Below are 25,387 nucleotides of genomic sequence, written 5' to 3' on the forward strand. Positions count from 1 at the left end.
AATTTGCGTTTATTTAAATTCTCGCTGCGCTAATTGGTTATTTTGTGGCATTATTAACAATTACTGTCCTTTAGTCTTTAATTAAATTGTATAACAGGTGCTATGAAACAAGTTTTTATTCTTCGCGGCTTACCAGGCTCAGGTAAATCATATTACGCACAAAGCCTTGCTGATGAGTTGGTAGCTGGTAATGAAAGTGATTATGTCGTGTGCGCAACAGATGATTATTTTTACAATAGCGAAGGTGTGTATCAATTTGATAAGTACAAGTTATCTGAGTATCACAATCTAAACCTTGCACGCTTTATTAATGCCTTAGCAGAAGAAATCCCGTTAGTAATTGTTGATAACACTAATATTAAAAAGTGGGAATTTATCGCCTACGCACAAGCGGCCACTGCACTGGGTTATCAAGTGAAAGAAGTGATCGTTGGTGAAATTAAAGATAAATCGCTGCAGCATCTTTACGCCAAGCGCTGCGAACATAAAGTACCGCTTCGAATGATCAGTAAAATGGCATATATGTTTGAATGGTAAAGTTTAAAGGAAAAGGAAGCATTAGCTTCCTTTTTTAATGTCTAGAGGGCGTGTTGACCTTTGTGGATTAAAATTTGTTCACTCTAGGGGCGATTTAATCGCGGCGCGAGATTTGTAACCTAGTGGGCTAAGTAAAAATCGAGCAAAGCTACCGCGTCCTGCTCACGCTCCTTACCTACATCCATGTAGGTAACAAAGAGTTAATCGCCCCTAGAAAGATCCCGAAGGGCAGCGCGTGTTTGGCATTGATGCTGCGTTATCGCCTATTTATGTGGAACAATCACACTACATAGGCTCTGCCTTGCCTAAATACCAAACACACTGCTGCAAAATCAATCACAAAGGGTCAACACGCCCTAATACGCCTGCTGTTCTATTGCTGCATAAATAGCATTGCATAACTTAGTTAAGCTCTGTTCATCACTTATGTAAGGCGGCATCAAATAAATTAACTTACCAAACGGGCGTATCCACACACCTTGCTCTATAAAAAAGCGTTGAATTTTTGCTACATCTACACTTCTATTAAGCTCAACAACACCAATTGCCCCCAATGTTCGCACATCAACGACCGCATCGAGATGCTTACACTTTGCAAGCTGCGTAGTTAGTACATCATTTATATGTTCTATTTGTTCTTGCCACGGTTGCTCTAACAGTAAATCAATACTTGCGCAGGCAGTAGCACAGGCAAGCGGGTTACCCATAAAGGTTGGGCCATGCATTAATACGCCGGCTTCACCTTCACTAATGCCAATAGCGACTTTGCTGGTGGTTAATGTCGTTGATAGCGTCATCATGCCGCCCGTTAATGCTTTGCCAATACATAAAATATCCGGCTCAATGTTGGCGTGCTCAACAGCGAAAAGAGTGCCAGTGCGGCCAAAGCCTGTAGCGATTTCGTCACAAATAAGTAAAACATCATACTTATCACACAGAATGCGTAAGTGTTTTAAGTAATCAGGGTGGTAAAAATTCATTCCCCCAGCATTTTGTACTATGGGTTCAATGATAAATGCAGCAACATCTTGGTGGTGAGCTGCAAAGTAGCTTTCAAGCGTATCAGCTTCTGCAGGGCTAAACTCGCCATTAAATTTAGCACTCGGCGCAGGTACAAAAACATGTTCAGGTAAAAAACCCGAGTACATGCTGTGCATTGAATTAACCGGATCGCAAACGCTCATGGCTGCAAAGGTATCGCCGTGGTATCCCTTAAGCGGTGTCATTAGTTTTTGTTTGCCTGTATAACCTTGGCTAAGCCAGTACTGCAAGGCCATTTTAATGGCAACTTCAACACTCACAGAGCCACTGTCGGCTAAGAACACCTTATCGAGTGACTCAGGTGTGATGCTCACTAGCTTTTTACACAGTTCAACAGCGGGCTCATGAGTTAAGCCACCAAACATGACATGGCTCATTTTACTAATCTGTGTAGTGATTGCCTCATTTAAAACAGGGTGGCAGTAACCATGAATCGCACTCCACCAAGAGGCCATACCATCTATTAGGCTTTCGCCTGTTTCTAAGAAAATACGATTTGCATTGGCATGACTGACTGGGTAAACGGGAAGGGGCTGAGTCATAGAAGTATAAGGGTGCCAAATATGCTCACGATCAAAATCTAAATTAATTGTTTGTTTATTAATCATATGTAAACTTTACATCACTTCGGTTCGTTGACAATGTTACGTCAAGTCGTAGACTAAGCCAATCAAACCGTCCCAATAATTTAAAAAAAGAGACTATTATGGAGCACGCAGTTGTCCGTCACGATTGGACTCACCAAGAAGTAAAAGCCTTATTCGAAATGCCGTTCAATGATCTGTTGTTTAAAGCGGCCAGTGTGCATCGTGAAAACTTCAACCCAAATGAAGTACAAATTTCTACTTTGTTATCGATTAAAACCGGTGCTTGCCCAGAAGATTGCAAATATTGTCCTCAGTCAGGTCATTATAAAACAGACTTAGACCGTGAACGCCTTATGGAAGTAGAAAAAGTGGTTGAGCAAGCGCGTGTTGCTAAAGAAAAAGGCGCAACCCGTTTTTGTATGGGTGCTGCGTGGTCTGATCCGAAAGAACGTGACATGCCATATATTTCAAAAATGGTAAAAGAGGTTAAAGAGCTAGGCCTTGAAACCTGTATGACCCTTGGCATGCTAGATAACGAAAAAGCCCATGCATTAAAAGACGCGGGCCTTGATTATTACAACCATAACTTAGATACATCACCTGAGTATTACCAGCAGATCATTACAACACGTACTTACCAAGACCGTTTAAACACCATCGATAACGTGCGCGATGCCGGCATGAAAGTGTGCTCTGGTGGTATTGTGGGTATGGGCGAGCAGGCTGCTGACCGTTTTGGTTTATTAATGCAATTAGCAAATTTACCGCAGCAGCCAGAAAGTGTACCAATTAATATGTTGGTTAAGGTTAAAGGTACGCCACTTGAAGATGTAGAAGACTTAGATCATTTTGAGTTTATTCGTACTATCGCAGTTGCACGTATTATGATGCCGAAAAGCTATGTTCGTTTATCAGCGGGTCGTACGGCGATGAACGAACAGATGCAATCTATGTGTTTCTTTGCTGGTGCTAATTCAATTTTCTACGGTGATAAACTACTGACTACAGAAAACCCTGAAGCAGACGCAGATATGATGCTAATTAAAAAATTAGGCATGAACCCAGAAACACGTGAAGATTACTCAGATGAAGCAGTAGAAGCATCACTTTCATCAAAAGTTGCCGATAAAGCAACATCTGAATTATTTTACGAAGCGTAGCAATTAAATGGCTTTTGATTTTATTGCCGAGCATCTTGTTGAGCGACAAGCAGATGCATTGCTGAGAAAGCGTCAACTTGTTGAGCAATCAAGCGGGCGCTTTATTCAGGTTGCAGGCAAACAGTATTTAAATTTTGCCAGTAATGACTATCTTGGCTTTGCTGATGATTTTATTGAAATACAAGCGCAGCATCTAGGGAGCCACAGTTCAGCATTAGTGAATGGTTATAATAAACCACAACAACAGCTTGAGCAGCGTTTATGCGAGTTATTAGGCTATGAAAGCGCCATGTTATTTAATAGCGGATTTAGTGCTAATAGCAGCGTATTAAAAGCGTTGTTTCAAGATAAAAGCGTGGCGCAATCATCGGCAATTTTTCAAGATAAGCTTAATCATGCCAGCCTAATTGATGGCGGCCTTCATTCTGCCGCTGCTATGGTGCGGTTTAATCATAACGACCTTAGGCACTTAGAATCTCGGTTACAAAAGTCAAAAGCAAAGCATAAACTCATAGTGAGCGAAGGGGTGTTTTCGATGGATGGCGATCAAGCCCCCATTGAAGCACTCTGTAAACTTGCTAAACAAAGCAATGCGTGGCTGATGATTGATGACGCCCATGGCTTTGGCGTGTTAGGCGAGCAAGGCTTAGGGAGTTGTGAGGTAATCAAGCCTGATTTACTGATTATCACCTTTGGCAAGGCACTAGCAAGTAGTGGGGCTTGTCTGCTTGCATCAAAGAAAATGATTGATTACATGCTGCAGTTTAATCGTGAATACATATATTCAACGGCAATGTCACCACTGATGGCAAATTGTATTCTTGAACGACTCGAAAAGTTATTAAAAGCTGATAAGAGACGCGCTCAACTTACAGAGAATATTGCCTACTTTAGAGCACTTGCCAAAGAGCATAACTTAGCATTAATGGAATCAACAACGGCTATTCAGCCTTTGGTACTGGGCGATGCAGAACACACGCTAGCGGTTGCTAATAAGCTTAAAGGTAAAGGCGTGTGGTTAACCGCTATTCGACCGCCCACGGTGCCATTTAATACGGCACGACTTAGAGTAACCATAAGTAGCGCGCATCAAGCTGACGATATAAAACAGCTTGTTGATTCGCTAGTGGAGTGTTTATGAGTGTTCAACTGCAAGCGCCTTTAAGCTTTCAACACAGTAATAAGCTAACAACACAAACTAAGTTCTCTAAAGCAGCTGCAAATTACACAAGCCATGCTAATGTACAAAAACAAGCGGCTGCGCACTTATTTAAAATGATGGCAAGTAAACATCAGCAGGGTACTTGCCTAGATTTAGGTGCTGGGCCTTTAGTTAACACGGCATTGCTTAAAACACATTTTAATACTGTATTAGCAATGGATTTAAGTCATTCCATGTTAAGCACAGAGCAAAACCCGCATTGTTTAAAAGTGTGTGCTGATATGGATAACCTACCATTACAGCAAAATTCGCTAGATTGTGTGTTTAGTAATTTTGCAATGCAATGGTCTGCTGATTTAAAAGGGCTACTTAAAAGTCTTTTTTATTCACTAAAAGCGGGCGGTAAGGTTTATTTAAGCTGTGTGGTAGATGGATCACTTAAAGAAATCAAACAGGCTTTCGCTTGTTTAGACGAGCAAAACCATATTAATCAGTTTCATTGTGCTAGTCATATTATTGAGTATGCAAAATTGGCGGGGTTTAAACTGAATTTTGCAGCTGATAGATGTTATATAGATGCCTATAATTCTCCTTTAGATGCGCTGCGGTCGATAAAAGCGATTGGTGCTACCTCATTGCAAACTAAGCAAAAACGCCAAGGGTTATTAACGAGGCAGGCACTTAATAGTGTTTGTAGGGCATACCCTCTGGTTGATGGGCATGCTAGAGTGAGCTATCAAGTTGTCCTTTTAGAACTAGAAAAATAGAATTAACTCAAAAATGAAAGAATTTTTTATCACGGGTACAGACACCGATGCCGGAAAAACCCATGTAACCAGTTTATTATTAAACTTACTAGCGCAACATAAACAGCGTGCGGTGGGTTTTAAACCCATTGCAGCAGGTGCAGAAGAAGCATTTGGTCAGCTAGTGAATGATGATGCATTAACCTTAATGGAAAGCTCATCAATTGGGGTTAAATATAACATTGTTAACCCCTTTACCTATGAGCCACCCATTGCACCGCATATTGCAGCTGCCCAAGTAGGTGACAGACTGACATTTGATAAACTTGATGTTGCTTATGCAAATGTAAAAGCACTCAATACCGATTATATTCTTACAGAAGGTGCAGGCGGTTGGTGTTTACCTATTAACGAAACCGATTTACTCAGCGATTGGGTTAAATCACAAAACCTTAATGTTGTTCTAGTAGTAGGCATGAAGCTTGGTTGCCTTAATCACGCACTACTGACAGCTGCTCACTTTAAAGCGCTTGGTGTAAATTGTGTAGGTTGGATAGCAAATCATGTAGACCCAAACATGCGTGAACAAGACGCCAATTTAGAAACTTTGAAATCAGCACTACCTTTCCCGCTTTTAGCGATTAGTCCGTATACAGACGGCACCCCTAAATTAAAAATTTACAAAACCTTACTTGAAATTTTATCTATCAACCCATAATAATTGAGTTGTTACTTTTGACATACTCTGTCACAATTGGTTGCAATTAGTTCCTTGCAACCAATTGCATAAGCCCTAAACTGAGTTGGTAGAACACCCAGATAATTTTATTAACTAACGATTTTTAACCATGTCGTTAGTTAATACAATTGGTATGTTTATTCTGAGGTTTTTATGAAGCGTGTATTTTTGTTTCTACTTACAAACTTAGCGGTAATGCTAGTGTTAGGTATTGTGTTGTCTATTGTGATGAGCGTACTGGGTATTAGCCATCGCAGTTTAGGCGGCATTTTAGTTATTTCAACTGTGTTTGGTTTTGGTGGCTCGTTTATTTCGTTATTTATGTCGAAATGGATGGCAAAAAAATCAACCGGTGCACATGTTATTGAACAGCCTCGTTCTGAAACAGAACAATGGTTAGTTTCGACGGTAGCAGCGCAAGCTAAAAAAGCAGGTATCGCGATGCCAGAAGTGGCTATTTACGATAGTCCTGAAATGAACGCATTTGCGACCGGTCCAAGTAAGAACAACTCACTGGTGGCTGTGAGCACAGGCTTATTACACAACATGAATCAAGATCAAGCTGAGGCGGTATTGGCTCATGAGGTATCTCACATTGCAAATGGTGACATGGTAACGCTTACTCTTATTCAAGGTGTAGTGAATACCTTTGTTATCTTTATGGCGAAAGTATTGGCAGGTATTGTTGATAACTTTCTTAATAGTGATGAAGAAGAGGGCGGTAGTAGCTGGACTTACTTCTTGTTCGATATGATTTTCCAAATGTTATTTGGTGTTCTAGCAAGCGTGATTGTTGCTTACTACAGCCGTAAACGCGAATTCTCTGCGGATGCGGGTGCAGCAAGACTAGTAGGTGCAGATAAAATGCGTAGCGCCCTTGAGCGTTTAAAACAAAACCATCCATCACAACTAGAAGGTTCAATGATGGCATTTGGTATTGCAAGCGGTAAAGGTGTTGCCGAGTTATTCTCATCGCATCCACCACTTGATGAACGTATTAACGCATTACGTTAATTTTAAATACGAAAAAGCCAGCATCAAGCTGGCTTTTTTTATTGTTGGTTTTTCTCTCGCTCGAGTTGTTGTGGCAATAATACCTCAATAATTTCACGGGCAGGTAAGGTATATCTTACGCCATCAAACATCACAGAAGTATGTTCATCAATACTGGTGATCCCTGTTAAGGTCCAGCCTTCACCGCGCTCTTTACAGTAAACTGTAGTGGTAGGTTGAATTACTTTAAATTCTTCACTCATCGAACTTAATCTAATTGCTTGAAATTGCGTTTATAGTAAGACAATAATGCCAGCTCATAAAGCAAAAAGAAGAAATTAACGTGTCTAGCCACGATGACTTAGCGTTTGACTTACGCCCAATTCGACATAAAGATTGCCAAGCGATATGGGATATTTTAAAAGATCCGCAAGTACAAACGTTTAATGATTACGGCGCTGATATAACGAAAGGTGACGTGTACGACTTTATTCAAGGCGACATAGAACGTTTTTATAATCAACAAGGCATTCGTTTAGTTATCGTTTTACGAAGTAGTGGGCAAGTTATTGGCAGTGTAGGCGTATTTAACATAATTGACGGGCAGGGCATGTTGGGGTTTGAGTTATCGTCACAATACTTTGGCAAAGGAATAATGCAAAAGGTAATGGATATGCTATTTGAAAAACTGACGACCTTTGTACCTGCTCCGCTAAACAGTGTGTTAGCTTTAGTTAACCCAAATAACAGCGCAAGTATTAAACTTTTAACTAAATGTGGCTTTCAACAACATGACACTCACTGGGTAAAATACGTTAGCTAATTACTATAATAGTACAATCTTGTTCTGCTAGGGTTGCTACTATAAAATAGCGCCTCATTTTTAAAAAGGAGCGCTTGCAGATATGGCAAAAGCCAAACCAATTACCAGTATTGAAAGTTACGGTATTTACAGTCATTGGGATGCAAAAGAGAAAGACCTGCCTCAAATTACCGAATTTACAACAGACGTTCCTGCACAGTTAGATATTGAATTTGGCTTTATTGTTAATATTAAAAAGGCTAAAGGACAAAAAATTAAATTTTGCGTTTACCACCCAGATATCCCCGATGAAGATGGCGAGATCATGCCACCATTTGAGGGCGAGCAGTACGTTAAAACAAACGATTGGCAGTTTTATTTAGGTGATACGATATGGGCACCTGTTGACAATAAAGTAGGTATTTGGCGAATGACTATTGAGTTAAATGGCCATATAATTGCCGATAAATCCTTTAACTTATTAAAGGAAGCCGAAGGCACTGCCACTGAATTTTGGAAGCATCGCGGTTATTAATCTTTAAACCTGAGAGGGACTATGTATCAAGGAAGTTGTTTATGCGGCAAAGTAAAAGTAACTATTGCTGGTGGCATAGACTCAATTATTCATTGTCATTGCTCCTTATGTCGTAAAAACTCAGGCACAGCCTACGCAACCAATGGCTTTATTCAACGAGATGGTTTTAACCTCACAGAAGGCAAGCAGCATTTAAGTGCGTTTGAATTTAAACCCGGCAGAATTCGCTATTTTTGTAACTGTTGTGGCTCGCCTATTTATAGCGAAAATAAAGATGACCCAAGCCGCTTACGTATTCGCTTAGGTTTATTAGATAGCGATATAAACGAGCGTCCGATTAGCCATAACTTTGTAAGCTCTAAAGCAAATTGGGATACATTTGACGCAGAAATACCATGTTATGATGGTTTTGAACCAAGTAGAGGGAAGTAACAGCCATGATAGCGAATACACCAAAACCGCCATATTACGCCGTGATTTTTACGAATACCTTATCAGATGATACCGCCGGTTATGAAGAAGTGGCTAATAGAATGGTTGAGCTTGCAGAGCAACAACCTGGGTATTTAGGTATGGAGTCTGTTCGTGATGGTTTGGGTATTACGGTGTCGTATTGGCAAAGCTTAGATGCAATAAAAGCCTGGAAACAAAACGTAGAGCACTTAAATGCCCAACAGCTCGGCAGAGACAAATGGTACAGCGCCTTTACAACGCGTATTGCTAAAGTAGAACGTGATTATTCATTATGATAATCATTAACCACAAAAAGAACACATCATACTGTTTTTGGTTTAATTTCAATCTCGGCATAACCCCTAAATTTGAGCTTTTTAATAAGCAGGGTAAGTGTGTAGGATCTAAAAAGGAGCTCATGAAATAATTAGCCACAATCACATTATTTGGAAGTGAAGAGTCAAAACGGTTTAAACGTTTGTTTCCAAAAAACACTCAATACTTGTTTAACTTAAGTGTGCTTAATGTAACTAGCATCACACCAATAGCAAACCCCATTACTAAACCACCCGATAAATCGGAACTAACACCTAATACATAATCCGACTCTCTGACATTTGTTAGCCAGTAAAAAAGCATGAACGAAACGCTAGAAATTAATGAAAGTAGAATTAGCTTTATCTTGTTAGACACAACAACCTCAACTAATTACGTATTTTATTTTATGGTTGTTAAGTAATAGCAGTTGTTGATTGATATTGCGAACAATCTTGAAAGTGTGTAATTGGATTGGAAAAAAGCCCACAATAGTGGGCTTAGTGTTTATCGTAACTACAAAGTGTAATTAAAACCAATGGCAATACCGTCATCTTCGGTTTGTGACATCTGTGCTTCTTGCTCAGCGTCATTACTCGAAAAGTCGCTAAAATCTTTACGGGCTTCGATATATAAAATGGTGTCATCGCTCATAAAGTAGTGCGCACCAATTACTGCAAATTGGCGTTTAAACACATCTTCAGGGTCGGCATTAAAGTTTGGCTGAATAACATAGTCACTACCGGCATCAAAAACGTTATAAGCAACAAAGGTACGAATGTCATTATCAAAGCGATAGCTTAAAATAGACTCTAGACCAACAGCATCTTTTATTAAGCGGCCTAAGTTGTCTGTATCGTGGTTTTCGTTTTTATTTATATTCGCTGATGCATACCAACCCGGTTTATAAAAATCACCATAGGTAATGCCCATACCATAAATTAAATCGTTTACTGATTGATTTCTGCCACCTGCGTACACAATATCGAACTGGCCGCGGTTAACACCAGCAGTGACTTTTAAATTAGGGCTAACCGAGTAGGTGAGTGCGGCCCCATAAGTCGAGTTAAATTCTACTTTTTGTGCAGCATTGTTGCCTTGGTTCCAAAGTACTTCACAAGAGCTTCTTGAAATATCAACGATATCACAGGTATAAAATTCATCAGATTTTAGCTGTGCTTGAAGTGCTAAATGTAAACCACCCCAGGTATTTCGATACTGAAGTACTTTATCGCCGCGGCCTGTACCATTCACAGCACCATCATCTTTATTGTAGGTATAAACACCTGCAGCGTTACCATCCCACACTAAGCTGTAGTTGGTGTTGTAAACAACGTCGTACCATGCGCCCCATTGTTTACCTAATGTCACTTGGCCATAATCGTCATGTTTAAGACCAACATAGCCTAAACGGTTATATAAAAACTCATCTTGAATTGTTTCAAAGCGATTGTTGTAAACGATATCACTACTACCGACTGGGTTTACTCCCCATTCAAGTAGAGCAAACGCTTGCCAGCCATTTTTTAATTGGCGCTTAAAATCAAAATTTATGCGTGATGCACCATTTACTACCTCAGTTTCGCCTTGAGTATTAATAACTCTTGCATCGATAAAGCCACCAACAGTAACGCTATTGGTTTGATTGTTATAGATCTCGATGGCATTGGCTGTAGGTATGGCAAGCATGCCTGCAACAAATAAGGCAGTGTGTGTTCTTTTCATAAAGTACCTTGATTAAATATTGTCCCTAATAGGTATAATTTAGTTAAGAGACGGAGATTATCAAAGCTAAAATAGGGTCAAAAGTGAAAAATTATCATGCAACAAACCTACATCGAGGAAAAATTATTCACTTTAGGTTCACTGTGTTGAATTATCAATGAGTTACCAAGCCTAAAAAACAGACACCTTCTGGCTAAGCGTTCTGAGCATGAGTTTAGTGTTTGGGGTTTCGGCGCCTAAGCCATACAACAAGGTCATAAAATAGCAGTCGAGTAATATAGCTGCTTTTACTTTATTAAATTGCGGTTGGTCGGCAAAAACTAATGATTGAATTAGCTCCATGTGTTGTTGCTGGAATGATTGCGAAAATAATCGCTGGCTAAAGAGCACCTTATAAAAGCGGTGATGTAAACAATAAAACTGATAAAAATATTGTGCGTAATGATTAATCTTTAAGCGAGCAGGGCGATGTATATCGGTTTCTTTTGCGCGCTCTAATACATCATTAAATTTATCTTCGAGGCAAGCTTCTAAAATAGCAACTTTATCAGCAAAATGATTAAACAAGGTGCCAACCGCTATGTTGCTTGCTGCTGAAATTTGCCGTGTAGAGGTATCGTTAAACCCTTGCTCAGTAAAGAGTCGCCAAGCCGCCTCTAAAATACGTTGGTGAGTATCGCCATGTTTGCTCATTTTTAACCTGCTGTTTTTATTTGGTTATTTTAATAGTGAGCGTGCTCATATACATATATGAGCACGCTCATTAAAGGTAGTCGTAAGTGTTGAGCTTGTAAAATTAGCCTGTGTATTTAATTAAACTTTCATGGCGTGCCAAGCGGCTTTAGTTTAAAATTGCCCGCAGTTTCGTTTTTACTTTTTACCCGCTGGAGGGTACCGCTATCATTAGTACAGCTAATATCACCATGCAATTTGGTGCTAAACCTTTATTCGAAAATATCTCAGCAAAATTTGGCGATGGTAACCGTTACGGTTTAATCGGTGCGAATGGCTGTGGTAAATCAACCTTCATGAAAATCCTAAGTGGTGAATTAGAGCCATCTTCAGGTAATGTCAGCACAGATCCAAACGAGCGTATTGCTAAACTAAACCAAGACCAGTTTGCTTACGAAGAGTTTTCTGTAATCGACACAGTGATCATGGGTCATAAAGAGCTGTGGGAAGTAAAAAAAGAACGTGACCGTATTTACAGCTTACCTGAGATGAGCGAAGAAGACGGTATGCGTGTAGCAGACCTAGAAACTGAGTTTGCCGAAATGGATGGTTACTCAGCAGAAGCTAAAGCAGGTGAGTTACTAATTGGTGTAGGTATTGGCACAGAGCAACACTACGGCCCTATGTCTGAAATCGCACCGGGTTTTAAACTGCGTGTGTTACTTGCGCAAGTGCTGTTTTCTGATCCAGATATCATGCTACTCGATGAGCCTACCAATAACTTGGACATCTACACCATAAAGTGGCTAGAAGACGTACTAAACCAGCGTGACTGTACCATGATCATCATTTCGCACGACCGTCACTTCTTAAACTCAGTTTGTACACACATGGCCGACATCGATTACGGTGAGCTTCGTATTTACCCAGGTAATTACGATGAGTACATGTTTGCTGCAACGCAAGCTCGTGAGCGTCTACTAAGCGAAAATGCCAAGAAGAAAAGCCAAATTGCCGAACTTCAACAGTTCGTATCGCGCTTCTCTGCGAACGCTTCAAAAGCAAAGCAAGCCACATCACGTGCTAAACAAATTGATAAAATTCAGCTTGAAGAAGTTAAAGCTTCTTCTCGTCAAAGCCCGTTTATTCGTTTTGAGCAAGAAAAGCAATTATTCCGTAATGCCTTAGAGCTAACAAATTTAACACAAGGCTTTGAAGAAACATTATTCAGTGGCCTTGAAGGCCTAGTTGAAGTAGGCGAGCGCATTGCAATTATCGGTGAGAACGGTGTTGGTAAAACCACACTATTAAATACCCTTGCTGGTCGTTTAGCACCAAAACAAGGTGAATTTAAATGGTCTGATAACGCTAATATCGGTTATTACGCTCAAGACCATGCTGACGAGTTCGAACAAGACATGAACTTATTTGAGTGGATGGAACAATGGCAACAAGAAGGTGACGATGAACAAGTTGTTCGTAGTTTCTTAGGTCGTATGCTGTTTTCACAAAACGATATCAAAAAGTCAGTAAAAGTGATTTCAGGTGGTGAGCAAGGCCGTATGCTGTTTGGCAAAATTATGATGCATAAACCAAACATCTTATTAATGGATGAGCCAACCAACCACATGGATATGGAATCAATCGAAGCGCTTAACTTAGCACTTGAAGCATACGAAGGGACATTATTGTTCGTATCTCACGATAGACAATTTGTATCATCGCTTGCAAACCGTATTTGGGAAATCAAAGACGGCAAAGTTATCGACTTTAAGGGTACATACACTGAGTACCTAGCAAGCAAAGAAGCCTAATTAGTTGATGAGTGATTAAAAGCCATGCATGTCATGGCTTTTTTGTGCTTCTAGAGTCGCATCTTGATGTGGTTTAAGAGCGATTTATACTGCGTTATCGATTTTAACAATAGAACCTCTATTATTTGCATCAACGCCTTGCGAAATCGCTTTTAATTCCAACTGAAACTCGCATCTTGATGTGAGTTAGGTATATAATACCCGCCACAAAATAAGGACAAAAGTCCGCTTTTTAGAAAACTATTTAACTGAGGTGTATTTATGACTGTTGGCATTATTATGGGTTCCAAATCAGACTGGCCAACGATGGAACATGCGGCGTTAATGCTAGAAAAATTCGGCATTGAATACGAAACTAAAGTTGTTTCTGCTCACCGTACCCCTCAATTACTTGCTGACTATGCAAGTTCAGCTGCAGATCGCGGCATTAAAATTATTATCGCAGGCGCCGGTGGTGCTGCGCACCTACCAGGTATGGCTGCGGCGTTTACATCACTGCCAGTTTTAGGTGTACCAGTTAAGTCTAAAACACTAAATGGTGTTGATTCTTTATTATCTATCTGCCAAATGCCTAAAGGTGTTGCGGTAGGTACTCTTGCTATTGGTGAAGCAGGCGCTGCAAATGCTGGCCTTTTAGCGGCACAAATTTTAGGTTGCCAACAGCCTGAAATCTTCGCAAAAGTAGAAGCTTTCCGTAAAGAACAAACAGACACTATCTTAGCTAACCCTAATCCTGCAGAGTAATATGAATATTCTAATTTTAGGTGCAGGTCAGTTAGCTCGCATGATGAGCTTAGCGGGTGCACCGCTTGATTTAAATGTTGTTGCCTACGATGTGGGTAGTGAAAAAATCATTCACCCATTAACTGGTGAAGTTCATAACAGCACATTACAACAAGCTATTGATAACGCAGACGCGATTACAGCAGAGTTTGAACACATTCCTGATGATGTACTTACACTCTGTTGTCAAAGCAATAAGTTTTATCCGGGTAAAGCGGCAATTAAAACAGGTGGCGATCGCGCACTTGAAAAAGCATTACTTGATAAAACAGATGTTGAATGTGCGCCTTACCAATTAATTACAGAAAAAGCGCACCTTATTGCTGCTGTAGAGCGTTTAGGCAAGCCACTTGTGATCAAAACTTGCCAAGCGGGTTACGATGGTAAAGGGCAATGGCGCTTAAAGTCTGATGATCAAATTGACCAAATCTGGTCAGAAATGGCAGATTTCATAGCATCAGGCACTGAAAGTGCGCCGCATTCTATTATCGCTGAAAAGATGATCCCATTTGACCGCGAAGTATCTATCATTGGTGCTCGCGACAAAGCGGGTAACACCGTTATTTATCCATTGACTGAAAACCAACACACCAATGGTGTACTTACGCTTTCAGTTGCGGGTAAAGAAAAAGCAGCAATTCAAGAACAAGCAGAGCTTGCATTTAACAAGTTAGCGCAAGAGCTTGATTATGTAGGTGTATTAGCAATTGAGTTTTTTGATGTACAAGGTACGTTATTAGTTAACGAAATTGCGCCACGGGTTCATAACTCAGGTCACTGGACACAGCAGGGTACACACTGCTCACAGTTCGAAAACCACATGCGCGCTGTTGCAGGTTTGCCATTAGGTAGTACAGAGTGTCTTCGCCCTACTGCTATGATCAACGTATTAGGTCAGCCTTCAATCCCACACTCAGTTCTGGCAACACAAGACGTTACTAGCCACTGGTACGGTAAAACGGCTAAACCGGGACGTAAGATGGGTCATATCAATGTATCGGCTGATAACCTTCACCAATTAGGTGAGCGTTTAGCAGCACTGGCTGAAATTCTGCCAGAGCAAGACTACCCAGGTGTAGCAACTACCAGCACCCAGCTTATTTTAAACTAATCAGTTTAAATTCTTAAAAGCCGAGTTTATCTCGGCTTTTTAATCGCTAATATTTACCCGCAAACTTCGCTAATTTTGTACCTCTTGTCTCAAAGCACTTGCGTCAGGAACATCTTGCTATAGACTAATATTTTTATATTAATATTAGTTCGTTATGTTACATCCTCGATTTAGAACAGTCGTATTTGCGTTCTTCATGGCGCTGTTTATGTCTGGATTTATGTCTTTAGTGATCAGCATTTTTAACGTTGGTTTAATCGATAACATTGCAACCATTTGGCTTAAAGCATGGGCTTTTGCATTTTGTGTGGCATTTCCTACCGTTATTTTTGTTGCACCTGTGGTGCATAAGCTAACCAATAAACTTATCAGAGCGCCGTTGTGATAGCCGAACGCCCAAAGCAGTTTCTATTTATTGCACTATTTTTAGTATCAGCATTACCATTTGTTGGCTCTGCTACGGCACTTGTCGTCGGTGCTTTATTTGCCATGATATTAGGCAACCCGTTTGCAGCACAGTCACAAAAAATAAGTAAATGGATGCTAAAGTTGGCGGTGATTGGCTTAGGCTTTGCTGTTGATTTTAACCAAGTCATAGAAGTGGGGCGTAGCTCTATTGTGCTTACTATTGTCAGCATTACCGCTATTATTGGCCTTGGAGAAATTTTATCTCAGTTATTTAAGTTAAATAAAAACACCGGTGTACTTATTTCATTTGGTACCGCCATTTGTGGTGGTAGCGCCATTGCAGCAATGGCGCCGGTTATAAAGGCCAAAGATCACGAAGTAGCTATCTCACTCGCTGTAGTGTTTTTATTAAACGCCCTTGGCTTAGTGTTATTCCCAATGATTGGCCATTACTTTGGTCTGACTGAGCAACAATTTGGTGTTTGGGCTGCACTTGCTATTCACGACACCAGTAGTGTAGTGGGGGCTTCCGCTGCGTATGGGGCATCAGCCCTTGCTATTGCCACAACTATTAAACTAACCAGAGCGATGTGGATCATCCCTTATACAAGCATTGCGGGTGTGTTTTGGAAATCGGATGAAAAAGCCAGTATCCCATTGTTTATATTTGGTTTTTTAGCGGCGGCGCTAATTAACTCGAGCTTTCCTGAGTATCAAACACTGTGGCATGCACTCAATGTTGGTGCTAAACAAGTTTTAGTAATGACCTTATTTTTGATTGGTAGTGGTTTATCTATTTCAGTCTTAAAACAAGCGGGCATTAAACCTTTTATCATGGCGATGATCTTATGGATCATTGTCAGCAGTATTATTTTACTACTTATAGTAGACGGATTTATTTCATGAAAAACGCTTTATTAACTTCTTCAATAGCACTGGCTATAGGCTTATTTGCTAACAATGTATCGGCTGCTGATTTACGTGTTGCTACCTTTAATGTGAGTATGGATGCAACTAACTACGCTAAAAAAGGCGAGGCGATCGATAAAGATGCTTTAAGCAAAGCATTAGCGAGCAACCACCAGCAAATTCGCAACATTGCCGAAATTATTCAGCGCGTAAGACCTGATGTAATTTTACTCAATGAGTTTGATTATATTGATGCCGACAAAGGCATTAACGTATTTCGTAAAAACTACCTGCAAGTATCGCAAAATAAGCAGGTTGCCATCGATTACCCGTATTACTTTATTGCACCTGTTAACACTGGTTTACCTACTGAGTTTGACCTAGACAACGATGGTGTAAAGGGGCATTACAAAGGCGACGCACACGGCTTTGGCTTCTTTGAGGGGCATTATGCAATGGCCGTATTGTCGCGCTACCCAATCGATTTAGATAAAGCGCGTACATTACAAACATTCAAATATAAAGATATGCCAAATGCACAAATGCCTATTGACCCTAAAACAGGTAAAGACTGGTATTCAGCTGAAGAATGGCAAGCAATTCACCTAAGTTCTAAGTCTTTTTGGGATTTACCAATAGATGTAAAAGGCAAAACGTTTCATTTGCTTGCTTCGCACCCAACGCCGCCTGTTTTTGATGGTGACGAAGACCGTAACGGTAAGCGTAACCACGATGAAGTACGCCTAGTTGCTGATTACATCAACAATGCTAACTACATTTACGATGATAAAGGTCAAAAAGGTGGCTTAAAACCGAAAAGCCGCTTTGTTATTGTTGGTGATTTAAATGCTGCGCCAGAAGGGGGTAAGGCACGCCCGAATACCACGGACCAAATTTTAAAAAACCCATTAGTGAATACCTCTTTTACGCCAACAAGCAAAGGCGCTAAAGAATCGTATAAAGAAGATTACGCTAAAAACTATACCGCTTATTGGCAAGCTCGTGCTGATTACGTTTTACCATCAAATTATGGTATTGAGATAAACGATGGTGGCGTTTTTTGGCCACAGAAAAACTCTGAACTGTTCCGTTTAATTAAAGATCGTAACGCATCATCTGATCACCGTATGGTATGGCTTGATATCAGCTTAAAATAAGCTGTTATTAAACGGAAAACTTTGGCTGTTTATCCTATAAAAATTGCTATTTCATCAGTGCTTCTGCTTAAATAGGGCGAATTATAATAACCCGTAAGAAGCACTATGAAATTCAAAACCACTGCTAATAAAACGTTAGTGGCTCTCGCAGTCGCATCTAGCTTCATGCTAGCAGGTTGTCAATCAACCGCCTCAACGCCTTCTGAAGAACAAGTTACCAATGTAGCACCAGTTGTTGCTACTCCTGCTGATACAGGGTCAGCTGAAATCACGTTAGAGCAAGCAATGGCTCACCCTGATTGGTTAGGCCGTCAGCCTGAGCGTGCTTTCTGGAATGGTGATTCTAACAGCATCGTTTATGCACAAAAGCAACAAGGCAATGAGTTACGCGATTTATACGTTCAAGCGGTAAATAGCCAATCTGCATCACAATTAGCGTTAAACAAACTACACACTGTAGGCGCTAAAAACGCCGTTTATTCTGCAGATAAAAAGCAACAGGCTTATGCATTTGAAGGTAATATCTTCGTTAAAAACCTAAGCACTGGGCAAATTACACAAATCACTCACGATAGCGCACAGCAATCAAAACCACAGTTTTTAACTGATGGTAGCCTTGCATATCGCCAAGGTAATGCATTTTATAAAGTTGATTTAGCAACGGGTCGTCAAGTTGAATTAGTTAACTTGCACCTAGACGATGCACCTAAAGGTGTACAAGAGCCAGACACTTACATTGCAAAAGAGCAGCACAAACTAATAGATTACATTGCGCTGACGCACAAAAACAAAAAAGATCGTGAAGAGCGTAAAGCACAAATCAACGAGCAAAACGACAGCATTGCTAATGCACAGTTTTATTTAGGTAAAGGTAAGCGTTTAGCAGATGTACAGCTTTCACCAAATGGCCAAGCACTTGTTGCAGTAACCACAGAAAGCCGTTCATGGCGCGATGAAGGCGATATCATGCCTAATTACATTGCCGATGATGCACGCGTAAAAGCAGAAAAAGTACGCCGTCGTGTTGCTGATGAAAAACCAATCAGCTCAGACGTTGTTTACATTGACCTTAAATCAGGCGAGCAAACAACGCTTGCATTCGATACCTTACCTGGTTTTGATGAAGACGTACTTGCAGCTGTTAAGAAAGAAAACTACGCTCGTGATGGTAAAACTTACAAGTCTGAAAAAGCACCACGTGCCATCAACTTAATGATGGATTGGGGCTGGGACCAAAGTGCAATCCAATGGAACACAGATGGTTCACAAGTGGCTCTTATGCTAGAAGCATGGGACAACAAAGACCGTTGGTTAGCCACTGTTGATACACAAAACAATAAACTTGTTTCGCAGCACCGTCTTCATGACGATGCGTGGGTTAACTATGCATACAATGATTTTGGCTGGTTGAACAACTCAGACACGCTTTACTACCTATCAGAAGAGTCTGGTTACAGCCATATTTATAAAAAGCCACTTAATGGTAAAGCAACGCAGCTTACTAAAGGCCAATTTGTTGTTTCTAACTTAACGTTAACGGCTGATAACTCAGCGATTTACTACAAAGCAAACGTTGAGCACCCAGGTCTTTACGAAATCTATCGTGTAAACCCTGCAAACGGTGAATCTGAGCAAGTAACAAACCTTGATGGTATGACTGATTACCAGTTAAGCCCAGATGAAAGCAAACTATTGCTAACTCACTCAAAAATTATGTCGCCGCCTGAGCTTTATGTTGCTGATGCAAAAGCAAACACCCAAGCAACTCAGTTAACGCATACAGTATCTGATGAGTTCTTAGCGAAGAAGTTAATCGCACCTAAGATTGTTGCTGTGCCTTCAAGCCACACTGATCAGCCAATTTACGCGAAAGTATATTACCCTGCTGATTATAAAGAAGGCGAAACAGGTAAAAACCGTAAAGCAGTTATCTTTAACCACGGCGCTGGTTACCTACAAAACTCACACATGGGTTGGTCTGGTTACTTCCGTGAGTTTATGTTCCACTCTCTACTTGCTTCAGAAGGCTATGTAGTAATGGACATGGACTACCGTGCATCGAAGGGTTACGGCCGTGATTGGCGTACAGCTATTTACCGTCAAATGGGTACACCTGAGATCCAAGATTTAGCAGACGGCGTAAGCTGGATGGCAGACAACGCAAACGTAGATACACAAGCTGTAGGCACTTATGGTGGTTCTTACGGTGGTTTCATGACGTTTATGGCGCTATTCACACAACCTGATTTATTCAAAGCAGGTGCTGCACTTCGTCCGGTAACTGATTGGGCTCACTACAATGGTCCTTATACGTCTAACATCTTAAACCACCCAGATGTTGACCCAATTGCTTATGAAAAGAGCTCACCAATTTACTTTGCTGAAGGTCTTAAGAGCCATTTATTAATTAATGCGCCTATGGTTGATGACAATGTATTCTTCCAAGACTCAGTACGCTTAGTACAGCGCTTAATTGAGCTAGAAAAAGAAAACTTTGAAACAGCTATCTTCCCAGTTGAGCCACATGGTTTTGTACAACCATCAAGCTGGTTAGATGAATATCGCCGTATTCATAAGCTATTTAAAGAAACGCTTTAATCAATAGCGTAAAAAAACAGCCACTTAAAGTGGCTGTTTTTGTTTGTAATAGAATTTATCCAAAAGGGGTTATTTGCAATGAAATTCACTCACATTAAGTACTGTCTTACCTTGCTCTGAGTCGTTTTCAAAAATTAAACTATCACCCTCTAAACTCATTTTATAGTCTTTCATCCATGATAGATTAGCTATTAACTCCAATTCATAGCGATTAAACGAAGCAGGGCACTTTAAATACACATAATGGTGAGCAGTTCCAAAAGCTCCAGGGTCTGATGTGTAGACATAAAAGGTGCGATATTCAAATGCCTGTTCTTGGTGAACGTAATCAGTATTTGAGTTAAACATGTTGTTGAATAATAAAAGTAAACCAATACCAAAGAACATTAAGCATGAATACAAAATACTAAGAATAAGGGTCAAATGAGCAATAATTTTATTCTTAAACGATTCTTTAACGATTCTGTATTTTGCTAACAACAGACAAAACCCAATACAAAGTGAGCAAAATACTATGGTGTAATAGATATTATCAAGGCTTGCCATAAACGTTGGTGAAACAAATTTTAAGTTTACCAATTGGCCAAATAGCCCAGCCAATAGAGGCCCGTAAAGGCAAAATAGGATAATGCGAAGGTAAATATCTCCTTTATTTTCATTCATTTAAAATTCCTTTTTCTAGTTAACAAAGAGCAGTTGTAAAGAGCGAGTAAGGTTACCCGCGCTTTTTTATTATTTTTATAAAGACAGGCAAAGCCAACAGTGTGCCGCCAATTGCGCCAATAAAGTGGGCATCAATGGCAACATTAGAGGCGATTAGCTGACTCACCGATTCACCCGGGCCTGCTATTTGCTCCCAAATCACTTTAGCCCAAGTACCAGCAAACAATAACCAGCCTGAAAACATGCCTGCTTGTACATCTTTAACTGCACCCCAAATGATCACACCGTGCAATAGGGCACTTAACCCGGTGTAAATTTGGATATCTGGGCAAAATAGCCACACACCTAAGCCACACCATAATGCAAGAGTGGCAATATTAAACGCATAGCGAGTAGGGCTTGTATGTTCAGCGTGTAGAGCCCAAATTAATAAAATTCCGGCACAATTTAAGCCTAAATGGGGCCAATTTGCGTGTACAAATTGACTAGTGAAAATGCGCCAAAATTCACCATTTGCAACTAACTCACGGTTAAATTCGAGATATTCATTTAAGTTAAAAGTAGCAAATAAGGAACTTAGTATTACTAAACACAATGGCGGCAGAATATATTCTAGTTTCAGGGGCAGGTTTATCATGTTATTTTTGTTGTATCTGAGATTGTCGCCTATTGTGCACGTTTAATTTTAAGATGCCAAATACACTACGGGATTAAGTTTATTTATGTTATTCAAAACCAAAGCGCTGTTAGCTCTGTCCACCTCATTAATTTATTCAACGGCTATTTTTGCAACTCCTGCAAAAATTGAAACTCGCGAACCTGAAGCTGCTACAGGCTTTGCTCATAAACAGGTTGTTGAAGGCGATAAGTACATGGTCGCAGCAGCAAACCCTTATGCAGTAAAAGCTGGGCAAAAAATGCTTGAGCTAGGCGGCTCAGCAGTTGATGCAGCCATTGCAACGCAATTAGTACTGACACTGGTAGAACCGCAATCATCGGGTATCGGTGGTGGTACATTTATGATGTACTTCGACAGCAAAACCAAAAGCCTAACCAGCTTTGATGGCCGCGAAACGGCTCCAAGCAATGCTGATGAAACACTATTTTTAGATAAGCACGGTAAAGCCGTAAAATGGATTGAAGCCGTTGTAGGTGGTCGTTCTGTTGGTGTTCCAGGTATTTTAGACGCTTTTGCCACAGCCCATAAACGTTACGGTAAGTTAGAATGGCAAACCTTGTTTGGCCCTGCCATTGAACTGGCTGATAAAGGCTTTATTGTGTCGCCGCGTTTACATCAATTATTGGCTAAAGAGTTAAACCCAGGGGTTACTAAGCTACCTGTTATTCGTGACTACTTTTTCCCTGATGGTAAACCGCTTGCTGTAGGTACGGTTAAAAAGAACCCTGAACTTGCCGCGCTTTATAAAGATATAGCGAAACAAGGCATTGATGCTTTCTATAAAGGTGAAAATGCCAAAGAACTTGTGCATGCAGTGCAAAACTCTGCAGTTGCACCGGGTACTTTAACGGTTGAAGACTTAGCTAATTACAAAAGCAAAGAGCGCGCACCTGTGTGTGTTGATTATCGCCAATACGAAGTATGTTCAATGGCACCACCAAGTAGTGGTGGTGTAGCTGTATTACAGATTTTAGCCTTACTTGAACATAAAGACATGGCTAAACTTAAACCAAACTCAGTACAGGCGCTGCATTACTTTACACAAGCATCGCGTTTAGCATTTGCTGATCGTAACGTGTATATGGGCGATCCTGACTTTATGCCAATCCCAACTCAAGGTTTATTAGATAAAAACTACCTTGCAGGTCGTGCAAAGCTTATTTCTGAAAAAGACGCTCACGCCGAAGCTGGCACACCGCCAAACTCACTTGCGTACGCGCAAGATGATGCATACGAGTTACCATCAACCACCCATGTATCGATTGTTGATAGCCAAGGTAATGCGGTATCGATGACCAGCTCTATCGAAATGGCGTTTGGTTCAACAGTAATGGTGAACGGGTATATTTTAAACAATCAACTAACAGACTTTGCTTTATCACCTACCAAAAATGGTAAGCCATTAGCTAATCGCGTTGAAGCGGGTAAACGCCCGCGTAGTTCAATGTCGCCAGTCATGGTGTTTAACAAAGACGGCAGCTTACGTTTAGTGGTTGGTTCACCGGGTGGTAGCCGTATCATTGATTATGTAGCTCAAGTGGTTGTAGGTGTGCTTGATTGGAACCTAGATGCACAAACAGCTATTAACTTACCGCGCATTACTAATCGTAATAATTACACAAGCCTCGAAAAGGGCACTGAACTTGCCAACGCCGAAGCTGATTTTGTTAACCGCGGACACACAGTTCGTATCCTAGATTTAAACTCTGGTTTACATGCTGTTGAAGTTAAAGACGGTAAACTTTATGGCGCAGCCGATCCACGCCGCGAAGGCATCGCTTTAAGTGATAAAAGCCACTAAAAACAAGCTCAGCAGCCTTAAAGCTGCTGAGTTTTCATGTATACTATCCGCTATGCTATTTAGAGCATAAAATTCATTTTCTTCAATGGTCTGACAAGGTGAATTGTCATTGCAATTTCGCTTTCAAGAGTAATAATGTCAGGTCATAATTATGACGCATCAAAGCTTGGAAATATGACTACAAATACCGATCCAAATTATCTTTATATTCCTTATTCAGGCCCAGGTCTGATCGAAACGCCACTATTAAATAAAGGCAGTGCTTTTTCACAAAAAGAAAGGGAAAATTTCAACTTAGCCGGTTTACTGCCACCGCGTTATGAAACGATCGAAGAACAAGTTGAGCGTTGTTACCAACAGTATTCAAGCTTTAGCGATAATTTAAATAAGCACATCTACCTACGTGCTATTCAAGATAACAACGAAACACTTTACTACCGTTTAGTGCGTGATCATCTTGAAGAAATGATGCCAATTATCTACACACCAACGGTAGGCGATGCTTGTGAAAAGTTCTCAGACATTTACCGCAGTGCCCGTGGTCTATTTATTTCTTACGAAGATCGTTTCCAAATCGATGATATTTTACGTAACGCGACTAAAGGTAAAGTAAAAGTTATCGTTGTGACTGACGGTGAGCGTATTCTTGGTTTGGGTGACCAAGGTATTGGTGGTATGGGTATTCCAATTGGTAAATTATCACTTTACACAGCATGTGGTGGTATTAGCCCAGCTTATACGTTACCAGTAATGATTGATGTTGGTACTAACAACGAAAAACTTCTTAACGACCCTATGTACATGGGTGCACGTCATAAACGTATTTCTCAAGAAGAGTATGACGAATTTTTAGATCTATTCATTAAAGCCGTTAAACGTCGTTGGCCAAGTGTGTTACTTCAGTTCGAAGACTTTGCACAACCAAATGCCATGCCATTACTAAAACGTTACCGCGATGAAATCTGTAGTTTTAACGATGATATTCAAGGTACTGCTGCGGTTACTGTAGGTTCTTTACTAGCTGCATGTCGTGTTAAAGGCGCGAAGCTTTCTGATCAAAAAGTTGTGTTTGTTGGTGCAGGCTCTGCGGGTTGTGGTATTGCAGAGCAAATTATCAGTACTATGGTTGCTGAAGGCATTAGTGATGAGCAAGCGCGTTCTCAAATCTTCATGGTTGACCGTTTTGGTCTGCTTACTGAAGGTATGGAAGGCTTACGTGACTTCCAACAAGCACTTTGCCAATCTAAAGATGGTTTAAGCGAGTGGACATACAGCGGTGAGTACGCATCGTTATTAGATGTAATGCACTGTGCACAACCAGACATCCTAATTGGTGTATCTGGCCAACCTGGTTTATTCACAGAACAAGTTATTCGTGCAATGCACGCATCTTGCCCACAACCGATTATCTTCCCGTTAAGTAATCCGTCTAAGCAAGTTGAGGCACTTCCTTCTGATGTAATCGAATGGACAGACGGTCAAGCAATTGTTGCCTCTGGTAGCCCATTTGATCCGGTTGAGTATAACGGTCAAACGTTCCCAATCCCACAATGTAACAATAGCTACATTTTCCCGGGTATTGGTTTAGGTGTAATTGCTGCTAAAGCAACTCGCATCACAGATGCAATGTTGATTGTATCAAGTGAAACACTGGCTGAGTCTTCACCACGTGCAAACACTGGTAAAGGCAGCTTATTACCTGCACTCACTGAAATCCAATCGTTAAGTAAGCGTATTGCATTTGCAGTAGCGAAAAAAGCGATGGAAGAAGGTGTGGCACTTGAGTTGAGTGATGAAGCACTATGGGCAGCCATTGAGAAAAACTATTGGCTTCCAGAATACCGTAACTACAAGCGTCGTAGTATCTAAGCTATAACGTATTTAGTATTTGAAAAAACAGGCTTTTAAAGCCTGTTTTTTTATATCTGGATAACAGGGGTTGTTCATATTCAATTAACCCTTTAAGGTGATAATGAACGGAGTTTTAAATTAAGGAA

General features: G+C 40.6%; 25 protein-coding genes. 19 read left to right on the forward strand and 6 right to left on the reverse strand.

All coding sequences use genetic code 11. The features are described from left to right. Positions 1 to 102 precede the first annotated feature (102 nt). Positions 103 to 537 carry an ATP-binding protein gene (locus HUS61_RS01630; RefSeq protein ID WP_054561441.1) on the forward strand — a complete coding sequence of 145 codons (435 nt, stop codon included), beginning with the start codon at positions 103 to 105 and terminating at the stop codon, positions 535 to 537. 356 nt (positions 538 to 893) lie between these two features. On the opposite strand, the gene bioA is transcribed toward HUS61_RS01630, so the two are convergent. Next, entirely contained in the window at positions 894 to 2,186 is a 1,293-nt protein-coding gene (gene bioA / locus HUS61_RS01635; protein ID WP_175081913.1) for an adenosylmethionine--8-amino-7-oxononanoate transaminase, read from the reverse strand. 98 nt (positions 2,187 to 2,284) lie between these two features. On the opposite strand from bioA, the gene bioB reads away from it, so the two are divergent. The 5 genes from bioB to htpX all read left to right on the forward strand — a co-directional run bounded on the left by bioB (position 2,285) and on the right by htpX (position 6,986). Then, complete coding sequence (bioB, locus tag HUS61_RS01640; protein ID WP_175081914.1) at positions 2,285 to 3,325, forward strand: biotin synthase BioB; 1,041 nt, start codon at positions 2,285 to 2,287, stop codon at positions 3,323 to 3,325. A 7-nt stretch (positions 3,326 to 3,332) separates the two neighbouring features. Beyond that, a complete protein-coding gene (locus HUS61_RS01645) occupies positions 3,333 to 4,466 on the forward strand; it encodes an 8-amino-7-oxononanoate synthase (protein WP_175081915.1) in 1,134 nt (377 codons plus the stop codon). Continuing rightward, entirely contained in the window at positions 4,463 to 5,254 is a 792-nt protein-coding gene (locus HUS61_RS01650; protein WP_175081916.1) for a methyltransferase domain-containing protein, read from the forward strand. The genes HUS61_RS01645 and HUS61_RS01650 overlap by 4 nt, the downstream gene beginning before the upstream one ends. 13 nt (positions 5,255 to 5,267) lie before the next feature. Further along, the gene (gene bioD, locus HUS61_RS01655; protein WP_130051528.1) at positions 5,268 to 5,951 is read left to right on the forward strand and encodes a dethiobiotin synthase; all 684 of its coding nucleotides are present in this window, start codon (positions 5,268 to 5,270) and stop codon (positions 5,949 to 5,951) included. 174 nt (positions 5,952 to 6,125) lie between these two features. Then, positions 6,126 to 6,986, forward strand: a complete 861-nt coding sequence (gene htpX / locus HUS61_RS01660) for a protease HtpX (RefSeq protein ID WP_167657693.1) — start codon at positions 6,126 to 6,128, stop codon at positions 6,984 to 6,986. 38 nt (positions 6,987 to 7,024) lie between these two features. On the opposite strand, the gene HUS61_RS01665 is transcribed toward htpX, so the two are convergent. Then, positions 7,025 to 7,228, reverse strand: coding sequence for a hypothetical protein (locus tag HUS61_RS01665; protein WP_175081917.1), 204 nt, complete (start codon positions 7,226 to 7,228; stop codon positions 7,025 to 7,027). Between the two features lie 80 nt (positions 7,229 to 7,308). Here HUS61_RS01665 and HUS61_RS01670 point away from each other — a divergent pair, with 80 nt between their 5' ends. The 4 genes from HUS61_RS01670 to HUS61_RS01685 all read left to right on the forward strand — a co-directional run bounded on the left by HUS61_RS01670 (position 7,309) and on the right by HUS61_RS01685 (position 9,051). Next, positions 7,309 to 7,788, forward strand: a complete 480-nt coding sequence (locus HUS61_RS01670; RefSeq protein WP_175081918.1) for a GNAT family N-acetyltransferase — start codon at positions 7,309 to 7,311, stop codon at positions 7,786 to 7,788. Positions 7,789 to 7,870: 82 nt separating this feature from the next. Continuing rightward, the gene (locus tag HUS61_RS01675) at positions 7,871 to 8,302 is read left to right on the forward strand and encodes a DUF3859 domain-containing protein (RefSeq protein ID WP_054553896.1); all 432 of its coding nucleotides are present in this window, start codon (positions 7,871 to 7,873) and stop codon (positions 8,300 to 8,302) included. A gap of 21 nt (positions 8,303 to 8,323) precedes the next feature. Next, positions 8,324 to 8,734: a GFA family protein gene (locus HUS61_RS01680; protein ID WP_175081919.1), complete on the forward strand. Its 411-nt coding sequence runs from the start codon at positions 8,324 to 8,326 to the stop codon at positions 8,732 to 8,734. A 5-nt stretch (positions 8,735 to 8,739) separates the two neighbouring features. Next, positions 8,740 to 9,051 carry an antibiotic biosynthesis monooxygenase gene (locus HUS61_RS01685; RefSeq protein ID WP_175081920.1) on the forward strand — a complete coding sequence of 104 codons (312 nt, stop codon included), beginning with the start codon at positions 8,740 to 8,742 and terminating at the stop codon, positions 9,049 to 9,051. Between the two features lie 535 nt (positions 9,052 to 9,586). On the opposite strand, the gene HUS61_RS01690 is transcribed toward HUS61_RS01685, so the two are convergent. Beyond that, positions 9,587 to 10,795 carry a porin gene (locus HUS61_RS01690; RefSeq protein WP_175081921.1) on the reverse strand — a complete coding sequence of 403 codons (1,209 nt, stop codon included), beginning with the start codon at positions 10,793 to 10,795 and terminating at the stop codon, positions 9,587 to 9,589. Between the two features lie 171 nt (positions 10,796 to 10,966). After that, positions 10,967 to 11,488, reverse strand: a complete 522-nt coding sequence (locus HUS61_RS01695; RefSeq protein ID WP_175081922.1) for a TetR/AcrR family transcriptional regulator — start codon at positions 11,486 to 11,488, stop codon at positions 10,967 to 10,969. 206 nt (positions 11,489 to 11,694) lie between these two features. On the opposite strand from HUS61_RS01695, the gene HUS61_RS01700 reads away from it, so the two are divergent. The 7 genes from HUS61_RS01700 to HUS61_RS01730 all read left to right on the forward strand — a co-directional run bounded on the left by HUS61_RS01700 (position 11,695) and on the right by HUS61_RS01730 (position 20,247). After that, the gene (locus HUS61_RS01700; protein ID WP_082401562.1) at positions 11,695 to 13,281 is read left to right on the forward strand and encodes an ABC-F family ATPase; all 1,587 of its coding nucleotides are present in this window, start codon (positions 11,695 to 11,697) and stop codon (positions 13,279 to 13,281) included. 261 nt (positions 13,282 to 13,542) lie between these two features. Next, positions 13,543 to 14,025: a 5-(carboxyamino)imidazole ribonucleotide mutase gene (purE, locus tag HUS61_RS01705; RefSeq protein WP_054553887.1), complete on the forward strand. Its 483-nt coding sequence runs from the start codon at positions 13,543 to 13,545 to the stop codon at positions 14,023 to 14,025. Position 14,026: 1 nt separating this feature from the next. Next, positions 14,027 to 15,175, forward strand: a complete 1,149-nt coding sequence (locus tag HUS61_RS01710; RefSeq protein WP_175081923.1) for a 5-(carboxyamino)imidazole ribonucleotide synthase — start codon at positions 14,027 to 14,029, stop codon at positions 15,173 to 15,175. 196 nt (positions 15,176 to 15,371) lie between these two features. Beyond that, the gene (locus HUS61_RS01715) at positions 15,372 to 15,560 is read left to right on the forward strand and encodes a DUF2798 domain-containing protein (protein WP_228482543.1); all 189 of its coding nucleotides are present in this window, start codon (positions 15,372 to 15,374) and stop codon (positions 15,558 to 15,560) included. Continuing rightward, entirely contained in the window at positions 15,557 to 16,489 is a 933-nt protein-coding gene (locus HUS61_RS01720) for a YeiH family protein (RefSeq protein ID WP_054561457.1), read from the forward strand. The genes HUS61_RS01715 and HUS61_RS01720 overlap by 4 nt, the downstream gene beginning before the upstream one ends. Beyond that, entirely contained in the window at positions 16,486 to 17,649 is a 1,164-nt protein-coding gene (locus tag HUS61_RS01725; RefSeq protein ID WP_175081924.1) for an endonuclease/exonuclease/phosphatase family protein, read from the forward strand. Before HUS61_RS01720 ends, HUS61_RS01725 begins: the two co-directional genes overlap by 4 nt. Positions 17,650 to 17,754: 105 nt before the next feature. Further along, on the forward strand, positions 17,755 to 20,247 hold the full coding sequence (locus HUS61_RS01730; protein WP_062565354.1) for a prolyl oligopeptidase family serine peptidase: 2,493 nt from the start codon (positions 17,755 to 17,757) through the stop codon (positions 20,245 to 20,247). Between the two features lie 69 nt (positions 20,248 to 20,316). Here the strand turns inward: HUS61_RS01730 and HUS61_RS01735 are convergent, their stop codons facing one another. Together HUS61_RS01735 and rrtA are read right to left on the reverse strand one after the other, a co-directional pair. Further along, positions 20,317 to 20,910: a hypothetical protein gene (locus HUS61_RS01735; protein WP_175081925.1), complete on the reverse strand. Its 594-nt coding sequence runs from the start codon at positions 20,908 to 20,910 to the stop codon at positions 20,317 to 20,319. A gap of 52 nt (positions 20,911 to 20,962) precedes the next feature. After that, positions 20,963 to 21,547, reverse strand: coding sequence for a rhombosortase (rrtA, locus tag HUS61_RS01740; RefSeq protein WP_175081926.1), 585 nt, complete (start codon positions 21,545 to 21,547; stop codon positions 20,963 to 20,965). Between the two features lie 85 nt (positions 21,548 to 21,632). Here rrtA and ggt point away from each other — a divergent pair, with 85 nt between their 5' ends. Continuing rightward, positions 21,633 to 23,390 (forward strand): gamma-glutamyltransferase, encoded by a 1,758-nt coding sequence (gene ggt / locus HUS61_RS01745; protein WP_175081927.1) that lies wholly within the window; start codon positions 21,633 to 21,635, stop codon positions 23,388 to 23,390. Between the two features lie 174 nt (positions 23,391 to 23,564). After that, a complete protein-coding gene (locus HUS61_RS01750; protein WP_175082032.1) occupies positions 23,565 to 25,259 on the forward strand; it encodes an NAD-dependent malic enzyme in 1,695 nt (564 codons plus the stop codon). The last annotated feature ends 128 nt before the right edge of the window (positions 25,260 to 25,387 follow it).

Origin of the sequence: Pseudoalteromonas sp. 0802, assembly GCF_013350085.1 — a bacterium.
Lineage (GTDB): Bacteria > Pseudomonadota > Gammaproteobacteria > Enterobacterales > Alteromonadaceae > Pseudoalteromonas.

Excerpts from the sequence above, each read along its gene's own strand:
- HUS61_RS01730 (WP_062565354.1), top strand. The coding sequence starts at position 17,755 with ATGAAATTCAAAACCACTGCTAATAAAACGTTAGTGGCTCTCGCAGTC.
- HUS61_RS01650 (WP_175081916.1), top strand. The coding sequence starts at position 4,463 with ATGAGTGTTCAACTGCAAGCGCCTTTAAGCTTTCAACACAGTAATAAG.
- HUS61_RS01690 (WP_175081921.1), bottom strand. The coding sequence starts at position 10,795 with ATGAAAAGAACACACACTGCCTTATTTGTTGCAGGCATGCTTGCCATA.
- purE (WP_054553887.1), top strand. The coding sequence starts at position 13,543 with ATGACTGTTGGCATTATTATGGGTTCCAAATCAGACTGGCCAACGATG.
- HUS61_RS01665 (WP_175081917.1), bottom strand. The coding sequence starts at position 7,228 with ATGAGTGAAGAATTTAAAGTAATTCAACCTACCACTACAGTTTACTGT.
- HUS61_RS01710 (WP_175081923.1), top strand. The coding sequence starts at position 14,027 with ATGAATATTCTAATTTTAGGTGCAGGTCAGTTAGCTCGCATGATGAGC.
- HUS61_RS01645 (WP_175081915.1), top strand. The coding sequence starts at position 3,333 with ATGGCTTTTGATTTTATTGCCGAGCATCTTGTTGAGCGACAAGCAGAT.
- HUS61_RS01725 (WP_175081924.1), top strand. The coding sequence starts at position 16,486 with ATGAAAAACGCTTTATTAACTTCTTCAATAGCACTGGCTATAGGCTTA.
- HUS61_RS01695 (WP_175081922.1), bottom strand. The coding sequence starts at position 11,488 with ATGAGCAAACATGGCGATACTCACCAACGTATTTTAGAGGCGGCTTGG.
- HUS61_RS01735 (WP_175081925.1), bottom strand. The coding sequence starts at position 20,910 with ATGAATGAAAATAAAGGAGATATTTACCTTCGCATTATCCTATTTTGC.
- htpX (WP_167657693.1), top strand. The coding sequence starts at position 6,126 with ATGAAGCGTGTATTTTTGTTTCTACTTACAAACTTAGCGGTAATGCTA.
- bioA (WP_175081913.1), bottom strand. The coding sequence starts at position 2,186 with ATGATTAATAAACAAACAATTAATTTAGATTTTGATCGTGAGCATATT.
- HUS61_RS01630 (WP_054561441.1), top strand. The coding sequence starts at position 103 with ATGAAACAAGTTTTTATTCTTCGCGGCTTACCAGGCTCAGGTAAATCA.
- HUS61_RS01715 (WP_228482543.1), top strand. The coding sequence starts at position 15,372 with ATGGCGCTGTTTATGTCTGGATTTATGTCTTTAGTGATCAGCATTTTT.
- HUS61_RS01675 (WP_054553896.1), top strand. The coding sequence starts at position 7,871 with ATGGCAAAAGCCAAACCAATTACCAGTATTGAAAGTTACGGTATTTAC.
- bioD (WP_130051528.1), top strand. The coding sequence starts at position 5,268 with ATGAAAGAATTTTTTATCACGGGTACAGACACCGATGCCGGAAAAACC.
- ggt (WP_175081927.1), top strand. The coding sequence starts at position 21,633 with ATGTTATTCAAAACCAAAGCGCTGTTAGCTCTGTCCACCTCATTAATT.
- HUS61_RS01685 (WP_175081920.1), top strand. The coding sequence starts at position 8,740 with ATGATAGCGAATACACCAAAACCGCCATATTACGCCGTGATTTTTACG.
- HUS61_RS01750 (WP_175082032.1), top strand. The coding sequence starts at position 23,565 with ATGACTACAAATACCGATCCAAATTATCTTTATATTCCTTATTCAGGC.
- rrtA (WP_175081926.1), bottom strand. The coding sequence starts at position 21,547 with ATGATAAACCTGCCCCTGAAACTAGAATATATTCTGCCGCCATTGTGT.
- HUS61_RS01680 (WP_175081919.1), top strand. The coding sequence starts at position 8,324 with ATGTATCAAGGAAGTTGTTTATGCGGCAAAGTAAAAGTAACTATTGCT.
- bioB (WP_175081914.1), top strand. The coding sequence starts at position 2,285 with ATGGAGCACGCAGTTGTCCGTCACGATTGGACTCACCAAGAAGTAAAA.